Genomic DNA, 26,207 nt, shown 5'->3' with positions numbered 1-26,207 from the left:
GCTCAGCCTCCCCGCTTGCCATCCGTGCGCTCGATCCGCACTACCTCGCCCTTGTCCCCGCCCAGGCGCAGTTCCGCCGCGCCAAACAGCCGGTCCACGATGTAGTACGGTGCGCGAAACCGGTAGTTCACCAGTTGCCCATTCCCCTGCGTTCCGATCACGAACAGCGGGGGCAACTCACCCTGGGCAATGCCTTGCGGGAACTGGATGTAGACCTTCTCGCCATCGTCGAAGGCCCGCAGCGGTTTCCACGGCGGATTGCTGCCGCTGACCGCGTAGCGGAAACGGATCTTCTCCAGTGTCAGGCCAGACTCCACCGGTGCGGCGGCGCTGGCAGCCTGCGCCTGGCGCTGCAGGGCCAGCATCTTGTCCTTGGGATATTCCCAGGACACCGATGCCATCCAGGCCTTCTCGGTCGAGGTCAGCTCCACCAGGTAGGTCCGGCGGTTGGTGGTGATGACCAGGTTGGTCTTGAGCCCCGAGCGGATCGGCTTGACCATCACGTTGACGCGTAGCGCATCGCCCGTGCCGCTGGAGGTATCACCCACGATCCAGCGCACCGTATCGCCTGCGGCCACCGTCACCAGTTCCTCGCCCGCCTGGAGAGAAATCACCGTCACGCGCCCCACTGCCGCATAGACCTGGTACAGCGCCCCATCGGTGAAGGGCCAGACCTGGATCGCATTGACATAGCCTTCGCGCGTGGGCGCGACACGCGCCTCGAAGTTGGCGCGCGAGACCCGTTGCTTTTCATCAGCGGACTCGGGCGGCGCCTTGGCCTCGCCGGCCCCCAGGGGCTTCATCTGCGCCGGCATCGGCAGCACCTTCGGCACCTCCACCACTTCGACCGGCTTGGGCAACTCAGGCAGTGGGTTGGCTTGCACAGGCTCATCGAGCGCGATGGTCGGGGGTGGCTTACCCTGCGTGGCGCAGCCCGACAGGGTCACAACCACCAGCAAGAATGCACCGGTGCGAGAAAACAGTTTCAAGGGATTCATCATTTGGCTCCTTCGTTTGCATCCAGCTCCCGGCTCCACGACAGGCCGTTGACATAGATGCCCAATGGGTTCTTGCGCAGCCGCTGCTCGGTGCGCGGGGCTTGCAGCACCGTGGAAACCACGGCGTTCCAGCGCTCCGTGCCGGCGGGCACGCCGTTGACGAAGCGCTGCTCCGTCCAGCGCACGTTGAACGAGGCATCGCTCGCCCGAACCACGCTGGTGATCTGCACCGACACCGACTCCTTGCCGATGCGGGTGAACGGGTCGTTCACCCGTGCGTAGTCGTTGAGCACGACCGCGCCCTTGTCGGTGGTGTAGTCATAAGCGTCGAGCCAGTTCTGCCGCACCACGATGGGATCGATGGACAGCGAACGCACCAGGCCGATGAAGCGCCCCAGGTGGTAGGCCACCTGGGCATCGCTCGGCCGGTACGGCGTGGCCGCTTCGCCCACCGCGCGCACCTGCCCGGCCTCGTCCACCTCGATGACGTAGGGGGTGACGATGGACTGCGCCGAGCGCCAGACCAGGCCACCGGCCATGAGCAAAGCCAGGCTCAGGCAGCCGAAGGCCATCAGCCGCCAGTTCTTGGCCTGCACGCGGGCCGAACCGATGCGCTCGTCCCAGACCTGGGCGGCCGATTGGTAAGGGGTCGCAGGCTGCGGCGTATCGCCATAGCGCACCTGCGGTCGTTTGAATCGCATGGGGGTTCTCCTTGAAGATCAGGAATCGCTTCATTCATCAGGACTGCGCAGGCTGGGGCCCTGGCTGGAGCCGCCACCATCCCCACCGCGCAGCGAGTGGGCGGCGGTCGTCGCAGCATGGGTGAGCTGCTGCCGGCGGTGCAGGCGCTTGGCCCATGCCGGCTGCTCGGTGGCTGCGGCTGGAGCACTGCCTTCGGCGGCAGTGCCACTGGATGCCGGGGCCGTGTCCTCGGGCCGGAACGCGGCGGCCGCGCGCTCCTTGAGCGAGCGCGCTCCGTCCGCGACCTTCTGCCCGGCCGCTTGCGCGCCAGCCTTTGCGACATTGCCCACGCCAACCGCAGCTCCCCGGACGCCACCACCCGCAGCCACGGAGCCTTCGTCGAAAGCCGCCTTGGCACCACGCGCACCGCTGCCCGCGAGCCGGGCTGCCCCAGGCGCCATGCGCGCACCAGCAGCCACCGCGCCGCCAACACCACCTGCGGCGGCGCCCACGGCAACGGCAGCACCTGCGGCCCCCACTGCCGCACCGGCCATGGCTCCCGCGCCAAGTTGTGGGCCACCGGAAACCAGTCCCGTCGCTATTCCAGGCCCGAAGATCCCGAGTGCCAGCAACGCGAGTGACGCCAACATGATGACCAACGCATGGTCGAGGGACGGCTCACTGGGATGCCCCCGGAATTCGGCGAACAACCCCGAGCCGATGCCCACGATCACCGCCAGCACCAGCACCTTGATGCCCGAAGACACCACATTGCCCAGCACCTTCTCCGCGAGGAACGCCGTCTTGTTCCACAGCGCGAACGGGACCAGCACGAAGCCCGCGAGTGTCGTGAGCTTGAACTCGATCAGCGTCACGAAAAGCTGCACTGCCAGCACGAAGAAGCTCAGGACGACGATGAACCACGCGATGAACAGCACCACAATGGGCGCGAGGTTGACGAACACCTCGGGGAAACCGGCCAGGTCATTGATCTGCTTGAGGATGGGGGTTCCCGCATCGATGCCCGCTTTCGCGAGCCGCCCTGGCTGCAGGAAGTTGCCCATGCTCAGGGACGAGCCGCTGGCCGTGAGTCCCAGCCCCGCGAAGGACCGGAAGACGATCCCCGCGAGCATGTTGAAGTTGCCGATGATGTAGGCGAAGGCGCCCACGTACAACACCTTGCGCAGCAGTCTGGCAAGCACGTCCTCGCCCTGGCCGATGGTATGGCCCATCGCCCAGAACAGCCCCGCCAGCGTCATGTCGATCACGATCAGCGTGGCCGTCAGAAAGGCGACCTCCCCCTGCAGCAGCCCGAACCCCGAGTCGATGTAGCGCGAGAATGTATTGAGAAAGCGGTCGATGACCGTCACATCGTTCATGGCCTGATCCGGTCAGTTGCCATAGAAGCTGGTGGCCTGCGGCGAGTACGGGGTACCCGTGCCCATGAACCTGCGCGTCACCTCCCGCCCGCGCTCGACGGCTGCGGTCTGGCGGGCCAGCTCCAGCGATGCGGCTCGGTCCTGGGTGATCTGCAGCCGCTGCACCTGGATCGACTGCTTGGCCTGCAGGGCTAGCAGCTGGTTCGTGGCCTGCATCGCCTGCAGGGCACCCACCGCCGACTGGCTCTGGCTCACCAGATCGGCGAGCACGCCTTCGTCCTCGCCCAGGTTCTGCGATGCCTGCGCCTGCATGCGCAAGGTGGTCTGCAAGCCCTGCAGGGTGTTCTTCCAGCGCTCCTGCGCATCGCGATACATCTGGTCGCCACTGATCGTCGCGGCGTACTGCTCGGGGTACAGGCGCGCGAAATTCCGGTCCATGGTCGTCAGCTCGTAGGCCAGCCCCTTGGCCTGCGCGATCAGCCGCTGGGTAGTCGCCAGGTTGGCGCGCAGTCGGCCCACGGCGTTGAACGGCAGGCTGGCCAGGTTGCGCGCGTCGTTCTGCAACTGCTTGATCTGGTTGTTGATCTGCTCCAGCGTGCGGATGGCCGTCAGCGTGTTCTGTACGTAGTTGGAGGGATCGAACACGATGCGCTGGGCCAAGGCCGGCTGTGCAGCGGCGAAGGCCAGAACGCCGGCGGTGGCCAGCGCGGCGAGCCTGGGGGTGAAAACGGTACGAAGTTGCACGGCAGTTCTCCTAGGGTTGGACAGGAAGGGAAGCAGCTGCAGGCGATGAAGCCAGCAGCTGCGCGGCCCAGTGCAGGCCGCGATGGCGCAGCCATGCGTCTGCGAAGGGCGAAGACGATGGAGCGGAAGAAACCTCTGAAGCCACTGACGCCAGCACCCTGTCGATGGCGTTCTGGTCCTGCTGCGTGGAAGCACCCGCGAAGGCCAGCGTGGCGGGCCCCAGGTCCAGGTCAAACAGGCGATTGCCCAGGCGCGACTGGTAGTAGTAGTCCCGCTTGGGCTCGGCGGTCGTCACGATCTCGATCTGGCGGGCATTCAGCCCAAAGCCCTCGTAGATCGTGCGGATCTGCGGCTCGGTGGCCTGCGGGTTGGGCAGGAAAATCCGGCTGGCACAACTCTCGATGATGGCGGGCGCAATGCTCGAGTCCTTGATGTCCGCCAGGCTCTGCGTGGCGAAGATCACCGAGACGTTCTTCTTGCGCAGCGTCTTGAGCCATTGGCGGATGCGCGCCGCGAACACCGGGTCGTCGAGGAACAGCCAGGCCTCATCCAGGATCAACAGCGTGGGCGCACCGTCAAACCGCTCTTCGAAGCGCGCGAACAGGTAGCCCAGCACGGCCAGCACGGCGGCTTTGCTGTGCATCAGCTCTTCCATCTCGAAGCACTGCACGCTGGCATCGCCCAGCCGATCATGGTCCGCATCGAGCAGCTTGCCGTGCGCGCCTCCGAGCACGTAGGGCGCCAAGGCCTGGCGCAACGCATTGGATTGCAACAGCACCGACAGGCCCGTCAGCGTGCGCTGCTCCACTGGCGCACCGGCGAGGCTGACCAGCGCCGACCAAATGGCGGCCCGCTCTTCGGGGCCTACGGCCACGCCTTCCTGCAGCAGCCGACCCTCCACCCACTCGGCTGCCCAGGTTCGGTAGCTTTCGCGGTCAATGCGTGCGAGGGGCTGGAATGCGATCTCGTCGTCGCCCCCCAGGTCGTAGAACTCACCGCCGAGGCCCAACACCGTGGCCCGCATCGAGCGCCCCATGTCGAACGCAAAAACGCGCGAACCGGGATAGCGCCGAAACTGCAAGGCCAGCGTGGCAAGCAGGACCGACTTGCCCATCCCCGTGGGGCCGGCCACCAGCGTGTGCCCCACATCCCCGATGTGCGTCACGAGCCGGAATGGCGTGGCTCCCTCGGTGCGCGTGACGATCAGCGGTGGGCCGCCAAGATGCGCGTTATTCTCCGGCCCGGCCCATATCGCGGACACCGGCATCAGGTGTGCCAGGTTCAGCGTCGAGACAATGGGCTGGCGCACGTTCGCATAGGCATTGCCCGGCACCGACGACAGCCAAGCCTCCACCGAATTGAGGGTTTCCGGGATGGTGACGAAGCCCCGTCCCTGGATCACACGCTCCACCATGCGTAGCTTCTCGTCGGCCACGGCCGGATCGGCATCGAGCACCGTCAGCGTGGCGGTAACGTAGCCGAACGCGACCTGGTCGCCGCCGAGCTCTTGCAGGGCTGCATCGGCGTCCGCCGACTTGTTGCTGGCGTCGGTATCGACCAGCGGTGATTCCTGCTGGAAGATGGTCTCGCGCAGCAGCGCCACGATGTTCTTGCGCTTGGAGAACCACTGGCGGCGCAAGCGCCGCAGTTCCTTCTCGGCCTCGGCCTTGTCCATGCACAGGAAGCGGGTGCTCCAGCGGTACGCGAATCCGAGCCGGTTGAGGTCGTCCAGAATCCCGGGCCAGGTCGCGGTGGGAAAACCCCGTACCGTCGCCACGCGCATGTGCTGATCGCCCAGCATGGGCGCCAGGCCGCCCACCAGAGCGCAATCGGCCAGCAGCGCATCGAGGTGAAACGGAACCTCAGGCACCGACAGCGCGTAGCGCCGCGTGGACACGGTGGCGTGCAGATAGGTCAGCGTCCGGCTGTCGTCGAGCCAGGCCATCTCCGGCATCACGCCATCGAGCAGGTCGAAGATGCGGTCGGTCTCCGCGATGAAGGCGGCCAGGCGCTCGCGCCAGTCCACGCCCTGCGTCGGCGTGTTCTCGTAGAGCATGTTGGCCGCCCGCGCACGGGACTCTTCTGGCGGAAGGTAGACGAGGGTCAGGTGATAGCCGCTCTCGAAGTGCTGGCCCGATCCTTCAAAGGCAGCGCGGCGCTCTTCATCCACCAGCCAGGACAGCGGCTCCGGGAAGTCGGAATGCGGATAGTGCGCTGCCGGCCGGCGTTCGGCCTCGATGAACAAGGCCCAGCCCGAACGCAGCCGGCGCAGCGCGTTGTTCAGCCGCGCCGAGGTGGCGATCAGCTCGCCCTGCGTGGCGCTGTCCAGGTCCGGGCCGCGGAAACGTGCGGAGCGCTGGAACGATCCGTCCTTGTTCAAGACCACGCCCGGCGCCACCAGGCCGGCCCAGGGCAGCCAGTCGGCCAGCAGCGCGGGCCGCCGGCGGTATTCGGCAAGGTTCAGCATGGCATTCCCTCACACGTCCAGCAGCGGCTTGTGCTTGATGTGCCGCGCGAAGACCTGCATGAACTGCGGATCGACGCGCGCACCCCAGACCGCCAGCGCATGGCCGGCTATCCAGAGCACGGCACCCGGAATCCACAGCTGCAGACCCAGCCCCACGGCAGCGGCGAGCGTACCTGTGGCGATGGCCATGGTGCGTGGTGCGCCGCCCAGCAGGATGGGCTCGGCCAGCGAGCGGTGCAGCGGCACCTCGAAACCCGCCGCGATGCTCTCGTGCGGGCTCATACGACCGCCCCGCCCGAGAAGCTGAAGAACGACAGGAAGAACGAGGACGCCGCGAAAGCGATGGACAAGCCGAAGACGATCTGAATCAGCTTGCGAAACCCGCCCGACATGTCGCCAAACGCGAGCGCCAGGCCGGTCGAGATGATGATGATCACCGCGATGATCTTGGCCACCGGCCCCTGGATGGATTCCAGGATGGCTTGCAGCGGCCCTTCCCAGGGCATGCTGGAACCCGCGGCCTGCGCGGTGCCGGCCAGGAGCAGCAGCAACGCGGCCAGCAGCAAGCCCTGCAGGGCAGGACGGGCCAGGCCCTGGAGCCCCGAAAGCTTGGAATGCGGATTTGCGGAAAAACGGAAAGCAGCAGCGTGTGTCATGGAAGTTCTCCAGGTTGGGTTGAGGAAGGGACGGAAACGGAGCGAGACGGCGATGCCAGCGCGTCGTCGAGCTGGTAGCTGGAGGCATCGAAGCCGACCACGCAGGCGACCTGATCGATGCGGCGCTTGCGCCCTCGCCCGGCGATGTGGATCACGACGTTGACGGCCTCGGCGATCAGCGCGCGGGGCGGATGGACCGCCACTTCGAGAATCAATTGCTCCAGGCGCAGCAGCGCGCCCAGCGCGGAGCCCGCATGGATGGTGGCGATGCCTCCAGGGTGGCCCGTGCCCCAAACCTTGATGAGGTCCAGCGCCTCGCCACCGCGCACTTCGCCCACGACGACACGATCCGGGCGCAGGCGCATCGAGGAACGCACCAACTCCTGCATGGACACCACGCCCTGGCGCGTGCGCAGCGGCACATGGTCCCGGGCGGCACATTGCAGCTCCACCGTGTCTTCGAGGACCAACACACGGTCGCCAGTCGCGGCAATCTCCGCGAGCAGCGCGTTGGCAAGCGTGGTCTTGCCGGTGCTGGTGCCGCCAGCGATCAGGATGTTCTGCCGTTCACGCACGGCCTCCACCAGAAAGCTCGCCTGGTCGGCGGTCATCATCCCTTCGGTGACGTAGCGCGCCAGCGGAATCACACCCACGGCACGCTTGCGCAACGCAAAGGCAGGGCCCGGTGCGGCAGGCGGCAGGATGCCCTCGAAGCGCTCGCCCGTTTCTGGCAGCTCTGCCGTCAGCAGCGGCTGGCCGCGATGCACCTCCGCACCGACGTGGGCGGCCACCAGCCGGATGATGCGTTCGCCATCCGCTTCGGACAGCTCCACGCCCAGCGGCGCGCGGCCCGACGACAGCCGGTCAATCCAGAGGGTCCGGTCGGGGTTGAGCATGATTTCCACCACATCCGGGTCTTCCAGCGCTGCGGCGATGACCGGCCCCATGGCCGTGCGCAGCATGCGGATGCGGCGGTCCAGCGAAGTGGCAATGGGCGACTGCGGAGCGCCACTCACCGGGATCGCTCCTGTGCTTCGGCCATGGCTGCCGTCTCATGGAGCCGAGCGGAGTCGGGTTGGAGTTCTTCCACCATGTCGCGCACCAGGCTGCGCCCGCGCAGGAGGTGGCGGCCGAGCTGTTCGACGAACTGCTCGAAGCGGGCCTTGCCCTGGGCGCGGGCCGCATCCTGATGCGCTTCGGGCACAGGCGTGCTGACGGTCAGGAAGTAGCGGATGAACAGCGCCAGCGTCTCGATCTCGATGTTCTGATCGCGTTCCAACCTCTCGAACTGGCGTGTCAGCCGGTCCAGGCGCTTGGCGATGGCAGCCTCGCGCTGGTCGCCCGCGTCTGGCGACAGCCAGGATGCGAGCGCTGCCGCAACGATGGACGACTTGGAGATGCCCTTCATGGCAGCCAGCTCGTCCAGGCGCTTGGCGTGTTCGGGCTGGATGAAGAGATTGAGGCGGGTTTGGCTCATAGCTGGATTCCGTCGTCAGGGTCGAGGGATGCCAGCCGGGCCGTGCGCTGCATGGCCGGATCGAGCTGGCGAGGAAGTGGCAATGGCAGGTCGTCGTCGTCAAGCAGCGCCAGGTCGTTTGCCTGCGGCAGCTCTTCAGGGCTGTACTCGGCGACCTCGGACAGTTCTGGTTGCCGCCGCGGACCACCGTCATCGGCGGTGTCGGTTTCAACATCCGCCAGGCCTGCACCTGCGGCTGGTGTCATTGGGGCGGTTGGAATTGCCAGACCGCTCCAGTCGTCGAGCCGTGTGGGCGGCGCATCGCTGTAGCGGCTGGTTGTGAGCACCGGCACAGGCAGCACGCGCTGCTTGAAATTGGCATCTGCAAAGTAGCGCAGCTTCGTTGCCTTTATCGGTGCGACGCCGGACACCATGACCACCGCTTCGTTGGATGGGAGCTGCATCACTTCCCCAGGAGTGAGCAGTGGCCGTGCCGTCTCCTGGCGAGAGACCATCAGATGGCCCAACCACGGAGAGAGCCGATGGCCTGCGTAGTTGCGCTGGGCGCGCAGTTCGGTGGCCGTGCCGAGGGTTTCGGAAATTCGCTTCGCGGTGCGTTCGTCGTTGGTGGCGAAGGTCACGCGCACATGGCAGTTATCGAGAATCGAATGGTTCTGGCCGTAGGCCTTGTCGATCTGGTTGAGCGACTGCGCGATCAGGAAGCTGCGAATGCCGTAGCCGGCCATGAACGCCAACGCCGTCTCGAAGAAGTCCAGGCGCCCCAGGGCCGGGAACTCGTCGAGCATCAACAGCAGCTTGTGGCGGCGCGCGATGCCGTCCGAGCCATCGAGCGATTCGGTGAGCCGCCGGCCGATCTGGTTGAGGATCAGTCGCACCAGCGGCTTGGTGCGACTGATGTCCGAAGGTGGCACGACCAGGTACAGCGATACCGGATGCTCTGCCGAAATCAGGTCAGCGATGCGCCAGTCGCAACGCGAGGTGACTTCGGCCACCGTGGGATCACGGTACAGCCCCAGAAAGGACATAGCCGTGGACAGCACGCCCGAGCGCTCGTTGTCGCTCTTGTTGAGCACTTCGCGAGCGGCCGAAGCGACGACAGGGTGCGGGGCTTCACCCAAGTGCCGCGTCGTCATCATCCGGTGTAGCGTCAGCTCGAACGGGCATGCCGGGTCCGACAGGAAGTTGGCGACGCCACGCAGCGTCTTGTCCTCGCCCGCATAGAGCACATGCAGGATGGCGCCGACCAGCAACGCGTGCGAAGTCTTCTCCCAGTGGTTGCGGCGCTCCAGCGCCCCTTCGGGATCTACCAGGATGTCCGCGATGTTCTGCACGTCGCGCACTTCATGCGCGCCGCGCCGGACCTCCAGCAGCGGGTTGTAGGCCGCTGACTTCGCATCGGTGGGGTTGAACAGCAGGCAGTGCGAGAAGCGCGAGCGCCAGCCGGCGGTGATCTGCCAGTTTTCGCCCTTGATGTCGTGGATGACCGCGGACGCGGGCCAGGACAGCAGCGTGGGCACCACCAGGCCCACGCCTTTGCCCGAGCGCGTGGGCGCGAAGGTCAGGACGTGTTCCGGGCCTTCGTGGCGCAGGTACTGGCCGTCATGCAGGCCGAGGAAGACGCCGACTGCCTGGATCAGGCCGGCCTTGCGAATGTCCTCCGCGTTCGCCCAGCGCGCCGAACCGTAGGTCGTGACCAGCTTGGACTGGCGCGAGCGCCAGATCGACATGCCGATGGCGACCACCACGGCCACTAGGCCGCTGCCGCCCACGATCGCGCCACCGATGTCAAAGACGCGTGGTGCGTAGGCATCGAAGAAGAACCACCACTCGAACAGCCTCCAAGGGTGGTAAACAGGTATACCCAGCAAATCGAACCACGGCAGTCCCAGGCGTAGCTGGTAGCCCAAGGCCGCTGCCGTCCATTGTGTTGCGCCCCACACGCCGGCGATCACGATGCCGAACACGACGGCGATCTGGCCGAACAGCACGTTCGTCCCTTGCATTGACTGACCTCCCATCACGGCACAGGGATGTGCCGCAGGCGTCAGGATCAGTGCAGTGGGATGTACCGGTCAAAGACCGTTATGGCTTGGATTCAGGCCGAAAAAGCCGGACTTCTTGCTGTGGCGAAGACAATAAAGAAGCCGCAAGCGCGAGCACGTTGCGGCGTAATGAGGTAACAGCGAGAACTTCGTCGCAGCGGGGCGACGGCGAAGGGTACTACTTGGATTTCTGCGCTGGCTGATCGCCGAAGAAGCGCCGGTTGGCGGCTTCGGCAGCGCGGCGGCAGAGTTCTTCGCCAACCTTTGCACGCTCTTCCTTGCACAGGCGTTGAGCGTCCTTGAGACGGTCGGGATGGGCCACGAGGAAGTCCACTGTTTCCGACGGTTGAGAGGGACTGCATGCGGTCAGAGCGACAGCCAGCATCAGCAACATCACCTTGCTCATGGCTCCGGTCCTTTCATCGGGTGGATCAAGAATCATCGGCAGTGCGCAGGTCATCCGCCGCATCAATGGAGCCCACTCGCTCGATGAACCGGTCCAACATTTCGGAAGGATCCACGTCACGGTGTAGCAGATAGGTGGTAAGCATCTGTGGCTTGCCCGCCAAGCGCCGGGCCACAACGCCTGGCCCACGGCCGGATGCAATGTGCGCAGCACCCGCCAAACCTAGCGCCAATCCAGCGGAGACCAGGGTCATCATCACTTCATAGGAGGCCACGCGCTGCGCGATCAGCGGTCTTTGCTCGTATCGATGCAAAATGCGATCAACTTGACGTGCATGGCCTTCGCATATCGCCGGATCACATAGCGCCAACGGAAAGCGCAACACTTCCTCCAATGGAACGTGCTTGTGGGCCAGCACGGGATGGCGAGCCGGGACTGCCACCATCAGTTCGTCTTCCCACGCACGACGTACCAAGATGCCGTCGCCTACCTCTTCGGCCATCGAAAACCCAGCGTCATACAGATCATCATGCAAGCCCTTGATCTGCTGCTCGAGCGACACCTCAAACAACCGAATGTCTATCTCTGGATCTTCCTCTCGGCATCGCGCCAGCAGCGCCGGCATGCGCGACGGGGTGATGCCATCGGACAACGCGATACGCAGCTGCCCTTGAAATCCACTGGCGGCGGACTTAACGCCGTCACGCGCCTGCTCCAAAGCCTCGAAGATGCGAGGCACCCGCTCCAGGAAAACCTTCCCGGCATGGGTCAGCCGGGTGCTGCGTGTGGTCCGCGTAAAAAGTTGCGCCCCCAGTTCTTCCTCCAGTTCCTTGATAGTGCGAGACAACGGAGACTGATCAACATGCAGCTTCTGCGCTGCGCGCGCGAAGTGGAGTTCCTCCGCAACAGCGGTAAAGCAGCGCAGGTGTCTTAGCTCCATATTCAACTCCTTGATGCAAGCTCGACGCATTCGTCTACGTCGAAATTTCCCTCTTATCGCCCGCATGACCCCAACCGTCCGTCTGCGCATGCGCGGCATGGCCGGCGACGTCGATCAATGCGACTGCCAGGATCGAATGAAGGCGAAGCGAAAGCAGCAATTTGGGCTCCAAATATCTTGCTGAAAATGCAGAACAATGACGCATCAAACAGCCAGCGAATCGGCGGCAATCTCATGCTGCATGACATCCACCCAACGTGCGTTGACAAGTTCCGCCATCCGCTCAGGCGAGACCCTGACACCTGCATTGTTTGCGCCAGCAGCGGGAAGTACTTCGCTGAATATCCGCAGCGAGACATCGCAATAGACATCGAGCTGACTGGCAAGCCCAAAGGGCCCAACGCCGCCAACTGGGTGACCTGTTGCCTTCTCCACCTCACTCGCCGCGAGGAAGCGGGCCTTTGCCCCGAACTGGTCTTTGTACTTTCTGTTGTCAAGTCGAGCATCGCCTCGGGCGACGAGCAAGATGACTTGCTCGCCTACGCTCAGAGACAGCGTCTTGGCAATCTGTCCTGGATTTACACCGAACGCCGTGGCCGCCATTGCAACCGTAGCGCCGCTCGCGTCCACCTCAATGATCGAAAGATCCGGGGCCTTCTCGGCGAGAAACTGTTTGACGGACTGGAGACTCATGATGAAAGTTACCAATGAAAACCATGAATGGTCGTTGGACAGCCACACATGGAGCGAGTGCTGCGCTCTCGCTCCATGTGTGGCACGCTACGTTCCCAGTGTTGCTCGTCGCAGGCCTTCCGTACATTGGCTGAAACGCCATATTCATGGCCGTTTTCGACATTCGCGGTGCTACGCTGGCTGAAATCGGGCGAGCAGAGGGGAACATAGGTCTACTTCTGGGAATAGATACGCCCTGGCCGTTACCGAGCAGGTATGTATGCGGGCACTACCAAGCGTGCTGTTCGTCGTTTGGAAACGAACCATCCTTGACCGCTGCGACATAGGCCGCAAAGGCGGCATCCACGGCAGACGCATCGCGCATGAAGTTGCGCACGAACTTTGCCATATGTCCCAGATTGAGTCCCAGCATGTCATGCATCACCAGGACCTGTCCCGCCGTGCCGCTACCAGCCCCAATGCCGATCGTGGCGCAAGACTTCATGTCACTGGTGATGTGGGTCGCAAGTTGCCGGGGGACCATCTCAAGCACCATCATCGAGGCGCCAGCAGCCTCAAGTGCTGTCGCGTCGGATCTTGTCGCCGACCTCTTCTTGACGCCCCTGCACGCGATATCCACCCAACGCCGACACCGGTTGCGGCGTCAATCCCAGGTGCGCACAAACAGGAACTCCGCGCTCGACCAGAAAGGCCACCACGTCAACGGTCCACCCACCCCCCTCGAGCTTGACCATATGGGCGCCCGCTTGCATCAAAAGTGCCGCCGACGCAATGGCCTGCTCACGCGACTGCTGATAGCTGCCGAAAGGAAGATCAGCAACGACTAGAGAGCAGCCCTGCGAGCGTTCCAGTCCCCGAGATACGCATTGGGTGTGATACCGCATTTCTTCGAGTGACACGCCCACCGTGGTAGTCCGGCCTTGGCAAACCATTCCCAAAGAGTCGCCGACCAGAAGGCAGTCGACGCCCGCGGCATCTGCGACTGCCGCGAATGTGGCGTCATAGGCCGTAAGCACCGCAATCTTCTCCCCACTGGCTCGCATTTCGGTAATTCGCGAAGTGGTGACCTTCTTGCATTTCCGATCTGTGCTGCGTTCGCTTCCTCCATACGGCGCCGTCGCATCGATGGCGACGCGGGCTTGTGCGGCATGGTTGTCTCTCGATGAACTTTTAGTCACTGAAGATGGCTCTCTGAACAAGAAATGGAAGAGAACTGAAGTCCGGCTGTCCCCATGCTCTCTGCCAGAGATTCACTCCTCGATCGCACCACCGATTGAGCGCAGATGTTGTCGGAACGTCATGCTCTCGTCAGCGGTCCTGGCCGCCAGAAATTCATCGAAGCGAGCCTGCTTCCTGAAATTCGTACCGAGTTGCATGCGTGCCGCCTGACTGCGCTCGGTGTCTCGAATCGCGGTTGCCAGCTCCGCCACCTCTTGGGCTTGGCTCAGGGGTAAGAAGATCACCCCATCGTCATCACCCAAGACGAAGTCGTTAGAAGTGACCACATGTTCTCCACACCTGGCAGAAGTGAGCGCGGCCGCCTCCTGCGTCTCCAAACGCTGCGGCCCCGCCGGCAACGTGCCGAGACTGAAGATCGGTAGCCTGATAGTCCGCAACTCAGATGAATCACGATGCAAACCCCAGATGACGATGCCGCGGAGGCCAGCCAGGGCCGCCTCCAAAGTTACGAGATCGCCAATACAGGCCTCATCCAGACGCCCGCCGTTGTCGACCACCAGAACATCTCCGGGAGCCGCACGGTCGACCGCTTCGAGAAAAACGTCGACGCTGCCGTAGTGCCGAGCAGGACATGCTCGACCGACGATGTGAGATTCGCTCCACAAGGGACGAATTCCAGCGGGTGCACAGCGAACCGCGATGCCCAGACGCATGCATGCATCTGCGACGTGCGGCGTCGTGAGGTCAAGGTAAGTACGTTGAAGCTGCAAAGAGTCCATGTCATTTCTCCTCGGACGAACCGGGTTGAGCAAGGCCGCGAAGGTCCCGAAGCAGATAGTTGTTCCGGTTCGTCATCGCAATTGAGTACCGCCAGCCGCGACCGATCCTGGTTGGACGTAGGGCAGCCAAGGGCTCCGTTGGCGAATCGAAGACCGTCAAGGCCGCATCCCCTTTCCAGACTGGGCCGGCTTGCACGTTTTCGGCCTGGAGCCGGACAAGTTCGTAGACAGCCGGTTGATCGTGCTGCCCCTCCAACATCGATGGGAAGTGCCGAAGGGCAACGATTGGCCGGCTCCCAAACGTGACCGCAGAGTTGTCCGCAGGGCCAGAGAGCTTCACGTGCCCTTCCGCAAGGCGTCTGTCCTTGACTGCAACCGTACCTGCAAAAGTTGCACCAGGCTCGAGCCTGGGAGAGGCAATAGAAGGTACGCCCATTGAACGCGTGACCCACACCGAGCCGATCTTTTTGGGATAACCCAGAGCCCAACCGCGCGCAAGCGACGTATCCTGGTCAACCACGATGTAGGGGCAGTACTGCATGAGCTTGCCCTCATACTGGACGCTCGCGAGCACGATGCACTCACGGTACTGGGCCCGAATAGGATCCAGCAATTCGCCCCCTGCGTCAGTACAAGCTTGCCAATCGACAAAAGAGATCGTCATCAGGCCGCGCTCGTCCGGGTGAAGGTTCAACCCAGGCGGCAGCAGCGCCTCAATCGCCGCCGGCTCGGCCCAACACTCGACCGTAGTGAAGTCTGCTGCGTAGTGCCACGGTGGAGTCGGGGCGATGCTTGCCATTCCGTCGTGAGAGAACGGCCCCATGAAACCCTGGGACGCTGCAAAACGTGTCATATAAACTCCTCAAGTGGAAGAAAAGATGCAGTCCACGCCAATGGACTGTGGAGGCGATGAGGTTCATCTCTGCGACGCCTGAATCAAGACAGCCGATTGACCCAGCCATACGGATCAGCACTACGCCCGAACTGGATATCCGTGAGCACGGTCTTCAAGCGCTCGGTGATGGCCCCAGGGCCACCGTTCCCGATCTGGAAACAGTGATTTCTGCCCTTCACACCCCCGATTGGGGCCACCACCGCAGCAGTACCGCAAGCGAAGGACTCCCGCAGCCGCCCGCTCTTTGCATCCTGTTGCCATTGGTCGATGGAGTAGGGCTCCTCACGAACGACCAAGCCCATATCGCGCGCCAACGTGATCAGAGACTCGCGGGTAATGCCTGGCAAGATCGTGCCGGTCAGCGGTGGGGTTTGAATCGAGCCGTCATCGAATACGAAGAAGACGTTCATTCCTCCTAGCTCTTCAACCCAGCGCCGCTCCACCGCATCAAGGAAGATGACTTGGTCGCATTGCTCCTGGATTGCCTCAGCCTGTGCAGCCAGGCTGGCGGCGTAGTTACCCCCACATTTGGCGTCTCCAGTCCCACCCGGGGCTGCACGTGTGAAGCGATCCGAAACCCAGAGCGTCACTGTCGCCGCCCCACGCTTGAAGTAAGGCCCAACCGGCGACGCCACAACACAATAGAGATAGTCGGCCGATGCCCTGACCCCCAGGACAGGTTCGGTTGCGACCATGAACGGCCGGATGTAGAGCGCAAAACCAGGAGTCGAAGGCACCCACGCCCGATCTATGTGGGCCAGTGCCCGCACCGACTCGACGAACATCTCCTCGGGCAACAACGGCATGGCAAGGCGCGTGGCCGATCGCTGAAAGCGCCGAGCATTGGCGTCTGGCCGAAACAACCCACTGCCGCCTCCTTCAAGACTGTAGGCCTTCATCCCCTCGTATATCTCTTGCGCGTAGTGGAATACCAGCGCAGCAGGATCCAGGCGCAGTTCCGTCCGTGCCCCAACTTTTCCGTCGTGCCACCCGTTGTCCCTGGTGTACCTGATGGTGACCATGTGATCGGTAAATACCTCTCCAAAAACAGGACTCTCCAGCAGCACTCGGCGCTGTTCATCACTCATCGGGACGGGATTTTTTTCGATAGCGAAGGGCCGTATGTCAACCGAGGTCACGCTTTAGCTCCATAGACAAGGATTCATAAAAACTGAAGAAATTCTAGGCCTCATGATGCGCAATTTGGTTGCCTTGTAACCCAGAAATCAAATAACATCAGCATGCGATGCCACATTCGAATATTTTTTTAGCACTCAATTGCGGAGCGATCAAATGACTAAGGATCTAGACAGAATTGATCGCCGAATCCTTCAAGTGCTGCAAGAGGATGGACGGATTCAGAACGTGGAACTGGCCGAGAAAGTGGGGCTATCGCCATCGCCATGCCTGAGGCGTGTGAAGCACCTGGAGGAGTCTGGTGTTATTGAAAAATACGTCGCGATGCTCAATGCCCCCAAGGTTGGGCTGGGTCTGACTGTGTTCGTCCGCATTTGGTTGAAAAGCCAGGATGCCCAGACCATCGAAGCATTCACGGCAGAGGTACTGCAACTTGATGAAATTGTGGAATGTCATCTGATGGTCGGGGACTGCGACTTTCTGCTTCGCGTAGTAGCAGCGGATCTCGACGCGTACAGGAAATTTCAAGGTGAGTATCTGACCCGCATCAAGGGGGTCCAGAGCGTCAAGAGCGAACTCCCGATGCAAAAAATCAAAATGACCTCGAAGCTCCCGTTGTGAGCCGAATCCCTCAGCAACTTGCAACATGACGCGCGCTATGGATCCCGTCAGCCCCATCACGGCGGGCCGGCTCCGCGATACGTTCCTCAGGGGTTGAACTCACTCACCGCCCTCCAAGCTCTGCCGGGCAACGTAGTTGCGCAAGCGCGGCATATGAACAGATACGAGGCCCCAACTGCGCTCGCTCCGGACCAATCCAGACTTCTTCAATGTATTGAGCGCCACGTTGACTCGTTGGCGCGACAGACCGCACATCAAGGCCAACTGATGCTGCGGAATCGAAATCTCTTGTGCATCGCTAGCTTGGCCGTCGGCGAGCATCATGAGTGTTCTCGCCACGCGCATCTCCGGCCCGAGCAGCCGGGAGGCCTCCAGCATCCCAACGAATACGCACATGCGGGCGTTCATGATCTCGCAAAGAAAGTGATTGAACTCGATCGACGAGTTGCGCAGCAGCTCGAAGGTCTTGAATGGAATCGTGCACAGTCTGACCGGGGTAAGGGCACGCAGGTCATACCGGCGCGGCTCCCCTTTAAGAAGGGAGCCTTCACCGCCCCACTCGCCTTCTCTCAAGCAGTACAGCGTGGTCTCAGAGCCGCGGGCGCCGATCACGTACATCTGCAGGAAGCCTTGCATGAGTCCATACCAGTCCGTGCAAGGAGTTCCCGCGCGGGCGATGTACTCTCCCGCGTCGGCCACGCGTTCGGTCGCCGTCTGTATGACCAGCGAACGCAGTTCGGGACTCAGTGCGTGATACCACGGCCATCGCTCTACGAAGGAAAGCACCGATGTCTGCGCTAGGTGGCCCGCTGTTCCCATGTTCATGCTCCTTGTACCCGGGTTGTGCCGCCAGTCTCCTGCCGAGCACGCGCCCAAGACCCGATGGCTCGCTGACGCCTCGCCTCCTTGCCCAGCGAAAGAATTGGCCTGTCGCGCTGCCACCGGTTGTGGGCAATCGCCTGCGCAGCCTGCCAATGGTTCTCGCTCTCCCGAATTACGTCACCCGCGAAGGACTGGGATCCCGCCACCAGGATGTGCGCACGCGTGTCGCGAGGGTCCAGATCAGCGCATGCGTGAAGCATCGCAATAGCCGCAATACAGCGTTGGCGCCATGTCGTCGGCCAGTCTCCGGACTGCGCCTCTGCAAACAGATACGCCAAGGTGCTTCCCGTCACGAAGATATCCTCAAGTACTCGGAATGGCTTAGCATGCTCGGCATACCCGTCGCCAAGTACCAACTGCTCAGGCATCAAACGAACCGCCTCGAAACAGACTTCCGAGTGAGCGAGTTCGGGTACAACGGCCTGTGGGCGCGAATGCCCCAGGGCGACACCCACAGCGCTTGATGGAAGACGAACCATCACCAGACTGCCGGGCCCCTTCTGAGGGCCATCACTGCGCCTGGCAAGCACCAGCAGGGTCAGGTCTTCGATGCTCGTTAAGGCCCATGATTTCTTCCCATGTAAGTGCAGGATACGGTCACGAAACTCCACGCTCGTCGTGACCTCGGTCATCTTCCGGCCAGCCTCGTGGACACAAAGCGCGCCGACACGCCCGTCCTCTATCGAATCTGGAAAGGCCGATTGCAGCGCGCCCTGGTATCCACTAAAAAACGCCCAGGCAAGCCGATCGGCCGTAAGCGCAGCGATAAGGCTTGCAACGAACGGGTCACGATTGGCAGATGCCGCTTGCACCGTTCGCCAGATCGGCAGCCACTGTGCCAACTCCGGGCACGGCGTACGTTCGCCAACGAAATTCAGCAAAGTGGCAAGGAGCGTGCGCATGGGCATCAGTTCCTTGCAACCCCGAATTCGGCGCTGGCGGCGGCGCGGTACGCCGGCTGCTCGAACAGATCGGGCTCGTCGATAAACTGCAGCGCCCACTTGACCGTGTCGCCTCCCCAGAAAATTCTGTTGCGGATAGCCAGCGTCGACACGCCGAAGACACCGAGGTCAATGGCCTGCTGGGTGTTGAGCACCAACTGCTGCTTCACCTCCGACGAGGAGATCAATGTCGGGACGTCGGGCACATTGAGCCGCTCGCCCAAGGTCCTCAATTCGAGTTCGGGATCACGGCCCTCTCCGTAGACGAAGCGGAATGCCGACACCACGCTTTCGTCGGGCGAGCCCAGGGCCACGAGGAGGCGCTGGGCTGAAAGCGGGTTGAATGGGTGCCGCCCAGGCATGCGAAACGGCAACCCTTGCTGGCTCGCAGCCCAGACGCAGTACTGATAGGTGTGCAGACGCTTCGGTGGTACTTCGGCCGGCCCCTTGGTTCCCCAGTGCTTCAGCAATCCCGTGAAGAGCACGGGCACTGCCCGTATCTCCAGCCTCTCGCGCAGGGGCGCAAGCTTGTGGTAATGCAGGTACGAGAACGGCGATACGAGGTCAAAGAACCAAAGAGCCTGTTCCATGTCAGTCCCCATTGAAAGCAGTTGAGAAACCTAGGTCATCGTCGATTTTTGTCGCGTGAATCGTGCGCGGGTGCGGGTGCAGATCTGACCTGCCCCCTGTTCAGCGTCACGGGCGCAGAGCGGCGAATCTCGCTGCAGCCTCCTGTAACTGCTCCATCGAGTTGGCCGTCGAGAAACGAACGAACCTCGCCGACTCGGCCGTGCCGAAATCGCGTCCGGGCGAGATCGCAACATGGACCCGCTTCATGGCCTCGAACGCAAAATCCCAACTGTTCGAAACGTTCCAGGCATCGAACCACGACGAGCAATCCGCCCATGCGTAGAACGCGCCATCGGGCACCACCGGAACCTTGAACCCTATCTTCTCCAGCGCCGGGATGAACCAGTCGCGGCGCGCCTTGAACTGAGCCCGTCGGCGCTCGTACTCAGCGATGCTGTCGGGCTCGAAGCAAGCCAGCGCGGCATGCTGGGCGACAGTACTGGGGCAGAGGAAGAAGTTCTGTGCTAGACGCTCAATCACTGGGATCAGGGGTTCTGGCGCCACCACCCAGCCCAAGCGCCACCCGGTCATGCAGAAGTACTTCGAAAAGCTGTTGATGCTGATCACGTTCTCGTCTATGTCCAGGCCGGTTTGGCCGAAAGCGTCGTCATGACTCAGCCCGAGGTAGATTTCGTCGAGCAACGTGACGCCTCCCTTGGCCTGGACGCAGGCATGGATGCGGCGCAGCTCGTCCGGATGAATGGATGTCCCCGTGGGGTTGGATGGCGAAGCGAGAAGCACGCCACGCGTCTTGTCACCCCAGTGCGCTTCTACCTTCTCCGCACTCAGTTGGTATCGCTCGGCTGCCGTGGTGGGCACCATGACAGGCTGGCCTTCAGCGGCGATCACGAAATGCCGATTGCACGGATAGCTCGGGTCGGGCATCAGGACTTCATCGCCGGCCTCGATCAAGGCTTGGCAAACGAGTTGCAGCGCGGCCGAAGCGCCCGCGGTCACCGCGATCCGGCGTGCCGGGACATTCACGCCGAAGCGCTGCCTGTACCAGTCGCTGATGCGCTCGCGCAAAGACTCCAGCCCGATAGCCGGTGTGTACTGCGTCGTGCCATTCCGCACAGCGCGCACGGCAGCCTCCTGAACCAGAGGCGGCGCAGTGAAGTCCGGCTCGCCAATCGTCAGGTAGACCATGGGCTTGTCGCCATGAGCGACCTCACGCGCCAACTGCGAGGCTGCCTTGGCCACCTCCATCACGTAAAAAGGCTCGATGCGCTCAGCGCGCTTGGAAATTCTCATGATTCGACCCCGATCAAAAAGCTCTGGAAGTGGACTGAGGCTCTGTGCTGCGCCCCCAACCCTCGAATTTTTCAACGCCCGCCGTAGGAGTAGAAGCCCTGGCCAGTCTTGCGTCCCAGGCGGCCGGCATCCACCATTTCCTTGAGCAGGGGCGCCGGCCGGTACTTCGGATCGCCGAATCCTTCATGGAAGACTTGCATCACCGCTAGCATCGTGTCTAGACCGATCAGATCGCTCAATGCCAAAGGCCCGATCGGATGATTGCAGCCAAGCTTCATGCCAACGTCGATTTCCTCGGCACTCGCGAGCCCTTCCTGCAGGACGTTGATGGCCTCGTTGATCATCGGGCAGAGAATGCGGTTCACTACGAACCCGGGACTGTTCTTAACCGTGATCGCGCTCTTGCCGATCGCCCGTGCAAAGGCCAAGGCCTGTTCGTGTGCCGAATCAGAGGTTTGCAATCCGCGAATCAGTTCCAGCAGTCCCATCACAGGAACTGGGTTGAAGAAGTGCATGCCGATGCAACGATCCGGCCGATTCAGGACGGCAGCCAGCTGCGTGATTGAAATGGACGAGGTATTGGTCGCAATCACTGCATCGTCGCTGACCACTGCCTCGATGTCACGGAGGATGCGCAGCTTGATGTCGAGCCTTTCGGTAGCCGCCTCTATCACCAGGCACGCACCGCGCAGATCCTGATAGGAAACCGTCGGACGGATCCTGGCAAGCGCCAAATCCCTGTCCTCAGCGCGCAATTTTTCTTTTTTCACCAACCGATCCAGGCTGGCGGCAATGGTCGAGATGCCGCGCCCGAGCGCCTCTTCGGAGACGTCGAGCATCGTGACATCGAGTCCGGAAAGTGCGCACACCTGTGCAATGCCGTTTCCCATGGTTCCGGCGCCGATCACGCCAATGTGCTGTCTGTTCATGATGAATTCGGAGGAGTAAGAATCATCAGTGTCCGGTGGCCTGCTCTTAAAAGCCATTGGCAAATATGACACATTTAATGCCGTATTCGCCACGCACACCGTGACTCCAGGAATTCGCAACTCGGTGATGGAGCTCGATCCGTTTCAACTTCAACACCATAGATTGCGCGCGCACTTGCAGCCGTATGTAGGGCTGCCTGCCGCATGCGCCATGTGCACCGGCGTATGCACATCCCATGCGCCCTGCAGCAGTTGCGTGGGACGCGGATCATCGGCCCGCGGATTGGGGGCCGAGGCCACGGTGGCGATTGCCATCCAGTTTTGCGTCCAGTTGCCGAACAGGCGTTGCCGGTTTTCGGTGGGCACGCTGCTTGTCTCTCGGGAGCGGACACGTCACGCCAGGTCGGCCAGCGGGTGCGGTGAGGAGATGAAGGACTGCATGTAGATCGGCGTAACCTCGGCGAGCGTGGCGGGCTTCCAGCGCGGGTTGCGATCCTTGTCGATTATCAAGGCGCGTATGCCCTCGGCGAAGTCGCCGAAGCGCGCGCAGGCCACAGACACGTGGTACTCCAGACGCAAGACGTCGGCCAGCGACAGGTGCAGCACACGCTGCCACAGCGCGAACGACAGTGCCGCCGAGGTCGGTGAGCCGCGCATGAAGGTTTCGGCGCCCTTGGCCAGCCAGGGGTCCTCGTGTCCCGCCAGCCTCTGCAGTCGCCCGGCGATGTCGGCCAGACTGTCGTGGCCAATGGTCTGGTCGATCAAGTCGTAGTGCTGGCGCAGCTTCGACTGCGCCTCGCCCTCGCACAATGCGTGCTCGCGCAGCAAGTGGCTGAGCCGGGCAGCATTCTGCTCGCCCTCATCGAGCCAGTGGCCGGCGGCAATGGCAGCCAGCACCGCGCCGTGCTGCTCGTGCGGCAGCACGAAATCTGCCAGGCCTACGAACCGCGCATCGGTACCGTTGAACGAGGCTCCGGTGAGCGCCAGGAACAGGCCAATCTTGCCAGGCGCGCGCCGCAGGAACCAGCTGCCGCCAACGTCCGGGTACAGCCCGATGGAAATCTCTGGCATGGCCAGCCGCGTGCTCGGCGTGGCCACGCGGTGCGAGGCGCCAGCCAGCAGCCCGATGCCGCCGCCCATCACGATGCCGTTCCCCCAGCACAGGATCGGCTTTGGGTAGGTGTGGATCTGGTAGTCGAGCCGGTACTCGCGCTCGAAGAAGGAAGCGGCTTTGCTAGGCACCTCGTCCGTCGGCGTACTGCGCATTGAGGCGTAGAGCTGCTGCAGGTCGCCGCCTGCGCAGAAAGCACGATCGCCCTCGGCGTCTAACACTACCAGGGCGATACGCGGATCGTGCGCCCACTGCGTCAGCTGCGGCGCCAACCGATCGATCATGTCGAGCGACAGCGCGTTCAAGGTGCCTGGCGAACTCAGCGTGGCACGGCCAAAACGCCGCCCGCACCCAGTGGGGATTTCCTCGAAGCTGACGCTCATGCATTGCTCCATTGCGGTGCGCGCTTGGCAAGGAAGGCACTGACACCTTCTCGCTGGTCTTGAGTGTCGAAGAGATCCACGAATGCCTCGCGCTCCGCCACCAGCGTGGCAGTCGGCGACTGCGTGCGTGCACCATGGATCAGTTGCTTGCAAGCCGCGACACTGGTTGGGCTTTGTCGCTCCACTGACTTGGCCAACGCCAGTGCGCGCTCAAGCACTTGGCCACGCGGAACCACCTCCTGCACCAGTCCAATGCGCAGCGCAGTGTCGGCATTGACACGCTCACCACACAAGATCAGGCGCTTGGCCCAAGCCTCGCCAATCTGCCAAGAAAGCCACTGCGATCCGCCTGCGCAGGGCAGCAGGCCGACTGCCGCCTCGGGGAGTGCCATCTGCGCATGCTCCTCGGCAATGCGCAGGTCGCAGGCCAGCGCACATTCCAGTCCGCCCCCCATCGCGAAACCATTGATGGCAGCCACGCTCAGCCCCCGAAAACCCGCAAGCGCCTCAAAGGCCTCGCCGAAGCGGCGTGCCATCGCACGCGCCATTGCCTTGTCCCCGTCGGCAAAAAGCTTGAGGTCTGCGCCTGCCGAAAAGAACTTCTCTCCTGCGCCGGTGAGTACGAGGCTGTATATCTCACGGTCGGCATTCAAGTCAGCCACGAGTCGAGTCAGCGCTGCCAGGCTTTCCAACGTCCAGGTATGTGCGGGTGGGTTATCGAGCGTGACCAGTGCGATGTGGTTACGCTTCTCGAGTTTGAGTCCAGGGTAGTCAGTCATTTCCATGTCCATTCCTTATGATCTCTGCTCCGGCACCGCGCATAAGCCATGCTTTTGCAGCAGCTTGATCACGCTGGAGAAGTCTTCCCCGCCATGCCCGGCGATGCTGTGCGCCGCATAGATCGCGCGTGCCAAGCCGCCCAGCGGGGTGCTGGCCTTGGTGGCCATGGCGTTTTCCTGGGCCAGGCCCAGGTCCTTGAGCATGAGGTCGGTGCCGAAGCCACCTGCGTAGCCCTTGCTGGCCGGGGCGTTCTCGTGCACACCGGGGAAGGGGTTGTACTTTTCGAGCGCCCAGTTGCCGCCTGAGCTGCGGCGCATGATTTCGCTCAGCACCTTGGGGTTCAGGCCATTGGCCACGCCCAGGGAGATCGCCTCGCTGGTGCCCACCATCAGGATGCCCAGCAGCATGTTGTTGCAGATCTTGGCGGTCTGGCCCGCGCCCACGCTGCCGGCGTGGAAGATGTTGGAGCCCATCTTTTCGAGCAATGGGCGGGCGCGTTCCAGGTGGGCGTCGCTGCTTCCCACCATAAAAGTGAGGGTGCCAGCGATGGCGCCACCGGTGCCGCCCGAGACGGGCGCGTCGATGAAGGCGATGCCCTCGGCCTCGGCGGCCTTGGCCACCTTCTGGCTGGCGGCTGCGGCGATGGTGGAGCTGTCGATCACCAGCGCACCCTTGGCAACGGAGGCCAACAGGCCTGGGCTATTGCCGTTGCCCAGGAACAGGCCTTCCACGTGCTGGCTGGCGGGCAGCATGGTCACAATGGCCTCGGCGCCCTGCACGGCGTCCTGCGCGCTCGCGGCCACGGCCACGCCCTCGGCCTGCAGCTTGGCGCAGGCATCCTTGTTCAGGTCGAACGCGGTGACAGAGTAGCCTGCCTTTTGCAGGTTCACGGCCATGGGGCCACCCATGTTGCCTAGGCCGATGAAGGCGACTTTCATTTGTATCTCCTGGGAGTGCTGGAATGGGGTCAGTGCGAGGGATTCAAGACCTAGCGAATCACGTCCGGCGCATCGCCTTCGAGCATGCGCCTGCCGACGATCACTCGCATGATCTCGTTCGTGCCTTCGAGGATCTGGTGCACGCGCGCGTCGCGCAGCAGGCGCTCCAACGGGTACTCTCGGATGTAGCCGTAACCGCCGTGCAGCTGCAGCGCATCGTTCACCACGGTGAAGCCCGCGTCGGTGGCGAAGCGCTTGGCCATGGCGCAGTAGGTGCTGGCGTTGGGGTCGCCCGCATCGAGCTTGCTCGCGGCTAGGCGCACCATCTGGCGTGCGGCCACCAGTTCGGTGGCCATGTCGGCCAGCTTGAACTGCAGCGCCTGGAAGCTCGCAATCGGCTTGCCGAACTGCTTGCGGTCCTGCATGTACTGCTGGGCCTGCGCGAGCGCGCCCTGGGCGGCGCCCACCGAGCAGGTGGCGATGTTGATGCGCCCGCCGTCCAGGCCCTTCATCGCGATCTTGAAGCCCTCGCCCTCGCGGCCGAGCAGGTGGTCCGCCGGGATGCGCACGTTGTCGAAGCTGATGGTGCGCGTGGGCTGGCTGTTCCAGCCCATCTTCTCTTCCTTCTTGCCGTAGCTCACGCCCTCGGCGTTGGCCGGCACGGCAAAGGCGCTGATGCCGCTCGCGCCCGAATTTGCATCGCCCGTGCGCGCCATGAGCACCAGCAAGTCGGTGCTGCCCGCGCCGCTGATGAAGGCCTTGGCGCCGTTGATCACGTATTCGTTGCCGGACAGCTCGGCCCGGGTCTTGAGCGAAGCGGCGTCCGAGCCCGCGCCGGGCTCGGTCAGGCAGTAGCTGGCGAGCTTTTTCCCGCTGGTCAAGGCCTCGCCCCAATCGGCGCGCACCCCGTCTGAACCCCAGGTGCCGAGCATCCAGGTCGCCATGTTGTGGATGGTGATGAAGGCCGTGGTGCTAGGGTCAACCGCCGCCATTTCCTCGAAGACCAGCGTGGCGTCGAGCCGGGGAAGCTGCAGGCCACCGATTCTCTCGGGCGCATACAGGCCGCAGAAACCCAATCCGCCGGCCTTGGCGATCGCCTCGCGGGGAAAGATGTGCTTGCTATCCCACTCTGCTGCATAAGGTGCCAACTCGGCTTGGGCAAATGAGCGAGCAGTGTCGGCGAAGGCGCTTTGCTCCTCGGTCAGTTCAAAGTCCATGTACGACTGTCTCCTCGCGTTTGCCGCTTGATCACTGCCAGCCTTTGTGAC

The 26,207-nt window shown here is 63.0% G+C and carries 27 protein-coding genes and 1 pseudogene; 1 reads left to right on the top strand and 27 read right to left on the bottom strand.

All coding sequences use genetic code 11. The annotated features are described in order from the left end of the window. Positions 1-2 precede the first annotated feature (2 nt). From trbG to AC07ZH_RS02750, 17 genes and pseudogenes are all read right to left on the bottom strand, one after another. A complete protein-coding gene (trbG, locus tag AC07ZH_RS02830) occupies positions 3-998 on the bottom strand; it encodes a P-type conjugative transfer protein TrbG (RefSeq protein ID WP_495198462.1) in 996 nt (331 codons plus the stop codon). Beyond that, complete coding sequence (gene trbF, locus AC07ZH_RS02825; protein ID WP_495198461.1) at positions 998-1,699, bottom strand: conjugal transfer protein TrbF; 702 nt, start codon at positions 1,697-1,699, stop codon at positions 998-1,000. Before trbF ends, trbG begins: the two co-directional genes overlap by 1 nt. Before the next feature lie 30 nt (positions 1,700-1,729). Next, positions 1,730-3,058, bottom strand: coding sequence for a P-type conjugative transfer protein TrbL (gene trbL, locus AC07ZH_RS02820; protein WP_495198460.1), 1,329 nt, complete (start codon positions 3,056-3,058; stop codon positions 1,730-1,732). A gap of 12 nt (positions 3,059-3,070) precedes the next feature. Further along, on the bottom strand, positions 3,071-3,802 hold the full coding sequence (gene trbJ, locus AC07ZH_RS02815) for a P-type conjugative transfer protein TrbJ (RefSeq protein WP_495198459.1): 732 nt from the start codon (positions 3,800-3,802) through the stop codon (positions 3,071-3,073). 10 nt (positions 3,803-3,812) lie between these two features. Continuing rightward, entirely contained in the window at positions 3,813-6,269 is a 2,457-nt protein-coding gene (trbE, locus tag AC07ZH_RS02810; RefSeq protein ID WP_495198458.1) for a conjugal transfer protein TrbE, read from the bottom strand. A 9-nt stretch (positions 6,270-6,278) separates the two neighbouring features. After that, positions 6,279-6,551 carry a VirB3 family type IV secretion system protein gene (locus AC07ZH_RS02805; protein WP_495198457.1) on the bottom strand — a complete coding sequence of 91 codons (273 nt, stop codon included), beginning with the start codon at positions 6,549-6,551 and terminating at the stop codon, positions 6,279-6,281. Beyond that, the gene (locus AC07ZH_RS02800) at positions 6,548-6,925 is read right to left on the bottom strand and encodes a TrbC/VirB2 family type IV secretion system protein (RefSeq protein WP_495198456.1); all 378 of its coding nucleotides are present in this window, start codon (positions 6,923-6,925) and stop codon (positions 6,548-6,550) included. Before AC07ZH_RS02800 ends, AC07ZH_RS02805 begins: the two co-directional genes overlap by 4 nt. Continuing rightward, complete coding sequence (gene trbB / locus AC07ZH_RS02795; RefSeq protein WP_495198485.1) at positions 6,922-7,887, bottom strand: P-type conjugative transfer ATPase TrbB; 966 nt, start codon at positions 7,885-7,887, stop codon at positions 6,922-6,924. The genes AC07ZH_RS02800 and trbB overlap by 4 nt, the downstream gene beginning before the upstream one ends. Positions 7,888-7,937: 50 nt before the next feature. Continuing rightward, positions 7,938-8,402 carry a CopG family transcriptional regulator gene (locus AC07ZH_RS02790; RefSeq protein WP_495198455.1) on the bottom strand — a complete coding sequence of 155 codons (465 nt, stop codon included), beginning with the start codon at positions 8,400-8,402 and terminating at the stop codon, positions 7,938-7,940. After that, positions 8,399-10,405, bottom strand: a complete 2,007-nt coding sequence (locus AC07ZH_RS02785; RefSeq protein ID WP_495198454.1) for a conjugal transfer protein TraG — start codon at positions 10,403-10,405, stop codon at positions 8,399-8,401. The genes AC07ZH_RS02790 and AC07ZH_RS02785 overlap by 4 nt, the downstream gene beginning before the upstream one ends. A 217-nt stretch (positions 10,406-10,622) precedes the next feature. After that, a complete protein-coding gene (locus tag AC07ZH_RS02780) occupies positions 10,623-10,850 on the bottom strand; it encodes an EexN family lipoprotein (protein WP_495198453.1) in 228 nt (75 codons plus the stop codon). A 25-nt stretch (positions 10,851-10,875) separates the two neighbouring features. After that, complete coding sequence (locus tag AC07ZH_RS02775) at positions 10,876-11,790, bottom strand: LysR family transcriptional regulator (RefSeq protein WP_495198452.1); 915 nt, start codon at positions 11,788-11,790, stop codon at positions 10,876-10,878. A 204-nt stretch (positions 11,791-11,994) separates the two neighbouring features. Next, entirely contained in the window at positions 11,995-12,483 is a 489-nt protein-coding gene (locus AC07ZH_RS02770; RefSeq protein WP_495198451.1) for a YbaK/EbsC family protein, read from the bottom strand. Positions 12,484-12,751: 268 nt separating this feature from the next. Then, positions 12,752-13,610 (bottom strand): annotated as a pseudogene (gene panB / locus AC07ZH_RS02765) (3-methyl-2-oxobutanoate hydroxymethyltransferase). A 123-nt stretch (positions 13,611-13,733) separates the two neighbouring features. Continuing rightward, complete coding sequence (locus AC07ZH_RS02760; RefSeq protein WP_495198450.1) at positions 13,734-14,441, bottom strand: RraA family protein; 708 nt, start codon at positions 14,439-14,441, stop codon at positions 13,734-13,736. Position 14,442: 1 nt separating this feature from the next. Beyond that, positions 14,443-15,294: an acetoacetate decarboxylase family protein gene (locus AC07ZH_RS02755; RefSeq protein WP_495198449.1), complete on the bottom strand. Its 852-nt coding sequence runs from the start codon at positions 15,292-15,294 to the stop codon at positions 14,443-14,445. Between the two features lie 83 nt (positions 15,295-15,377). Continuing rightward, positions 15,378-16,475 carry a branched-chain amino acid aminotransferase gene (locus tag AC07ZH_RS02750; protein WP_495198448.1) on the bottom strand — a complete coding sequence of 366 codons (1,098 nt, stop codon included), beginning with the start codon at positions 16,473-16,475 and terminating at the stop codon, positions 15,378-15,380. Between the two features lie 154 nt (positions 16,476-16,629). On the opposite strand from AC07ZH_RS02750, the gene AC07ZH_RS02745 reads away from it, so the two are divergent. Beyond that, the gene (locus tag AC07ZH_RS02745) at positions 16,630-17,094 is read left to right on the top strand and encodes an Lrp/AsnC family transcriptional regulator (RefSeq protein WP_495198447.1); all 465 of its coding nucleotides are present in this window, start codon (positions 16,630-16,632) and stop codon (positions 17,092-17,094) included. A 99-nt stretch (positions 17,095-17,193) separates the two neighbouring features. Here AC07ZH_RS02745 and AC07ZH_RS02740 read toward each other — a convergent pair whose 3' ends face one another. The 10 genes from AC07ZH_RS02740 to AC07ZH_RS02695 all read right to left on the bottom strand — a co-directional run bounded on the left by AC07ZH_RS02740 (position 17,194) and on the right by AC07ZH_RS02695 (position 26,156). Continuing rightward, positions 17,194-17,913: a Crp/Fnr family transcriptional regulator gene (locus tag AC07ZH_RS02740; protein ID WP_495198446.1), complete on the bottom strand. Its 720-nt coding sequence runs from the start codon at positions 17,911-17,913 to the stop codon at positions 17,194-17,196. Between the two features lie 2 nt (positions 17,914-17,915). Beyond that, complete coding sequence (locus AC07ZH_RS02735; protein ID WP_495198445.1) at positions 17,916-18,878, bottom strand: hypothetical protein; 963 nt, start codon at positions 18,876-18,878, stop codon at positions 17,916-17,918. A gap of 5 nt (positions 18,879-18,883) precedes the next feature. After that, a complete protein-coding gene (locus tag AC07ZH_RS02730) occupies positions 18,884-19,507 on the bottom strand; it encodes a 2-hydroxychromene-2-carboxylate isomerase (RefSeq protein WP_495198444.1) in 624 nt (207 codons plus the stop codon). Between the two features lie 106 nt (positions 19,508-19,613). Next, entirely contained in the window at positions 19,614-20,798 is a 1,185-nt protein-coding gene (locus AC07ZH_RS02725; protein WP_495198443.1) for a pyridoxal phosphate-dependent aminotransferase, read from the bottom strand. 71 nt (positions 20,799-20,869) lie between these two features. Further along, the gene (locus AC07ZH_RS02720) at positions 20,870-21,727 is read right to left on the bottom strand and encodes a 3-hydroxybutyryl-CoA dehydrogenase (protein WP_495198442.1); all 858 of its coding nucleotides are present in this window, start codon (positions 21,725-21,727) and stop codon (positions 20,870-20,872) included. 150 nt (positions 21,728-21,877) lie between these two features. Further along, positions 21,878-22,093, bottom strand: coding sequence for a hypothetical protein (locus tag AC07ZH_RS02715; protein WP_495198441.1), 216 nt, complete (start codon positions 22,091-22,093; stop codon positions 21,878-21,880). A gap of 27 nt (positions 22,094-22,120) precedes the next feature. Beyond that, on the bottom strand, positions 22,121-23,221 hold the full coding sequence (locus AC07ZH_RS02710; protein WP_495198440.1) for an enoyl-CoA hydratase/isomerase family protein: 1,101 nt from the start codon (positions 23,219-23,221) through the stop codon (positions 22,121-22,123). Then, positions 23,218-24,000: an enoyl-CoA hydratase gene (locus tag AC07ZH_RS02705; protein ID WP_495198484.1), complete on the bottom strand. Its 783-nt coding sequence runs from the start codon at positions 23,998-24,000 to the stop codon at positions 23,218-23,220. Before AC07ZH_RS02705 ends, AC07ZH_RS02710 begins: the two co-directional genes overlap by 4 nt. 15 nt (positions 24,001-24,015) lie before the next feature. Further along, a complete protein-coding gene (mmsB, locus tag AC07ZH_RS02700; RefSeq protein ID WP_495198439.1) occupies positions 24,016-24,939 on the bottom strand; it encodes a 3-hydroxyisobutyrate dehydrogenase in 924 nt (307 codons plus the stop codon). 50 nt (positions 24,940-24,989) lie between these two features. Then, positions 24,990-26,156, bottom strand: coding sequence for an acyl-CoA dehydrogenase family protein (locus tag AC07ZH_RS02695; protein ID WP_495198438.1), 1,167 nt, complete (start codon positions 26,154-26,156; stop codon positions 24,990-24,992). Positions 26,157-26,207: the final 51 nt, after the last annotated feature.

The organism is Simplicispira sp. GW247-4R2A (genome assembly GCF_059424465.1).
The sequence above is the reverse complement of the archived record's forward strand: the minus strand, read 5'-3'. Positions and strand labels throughout refer to the sequence as shown.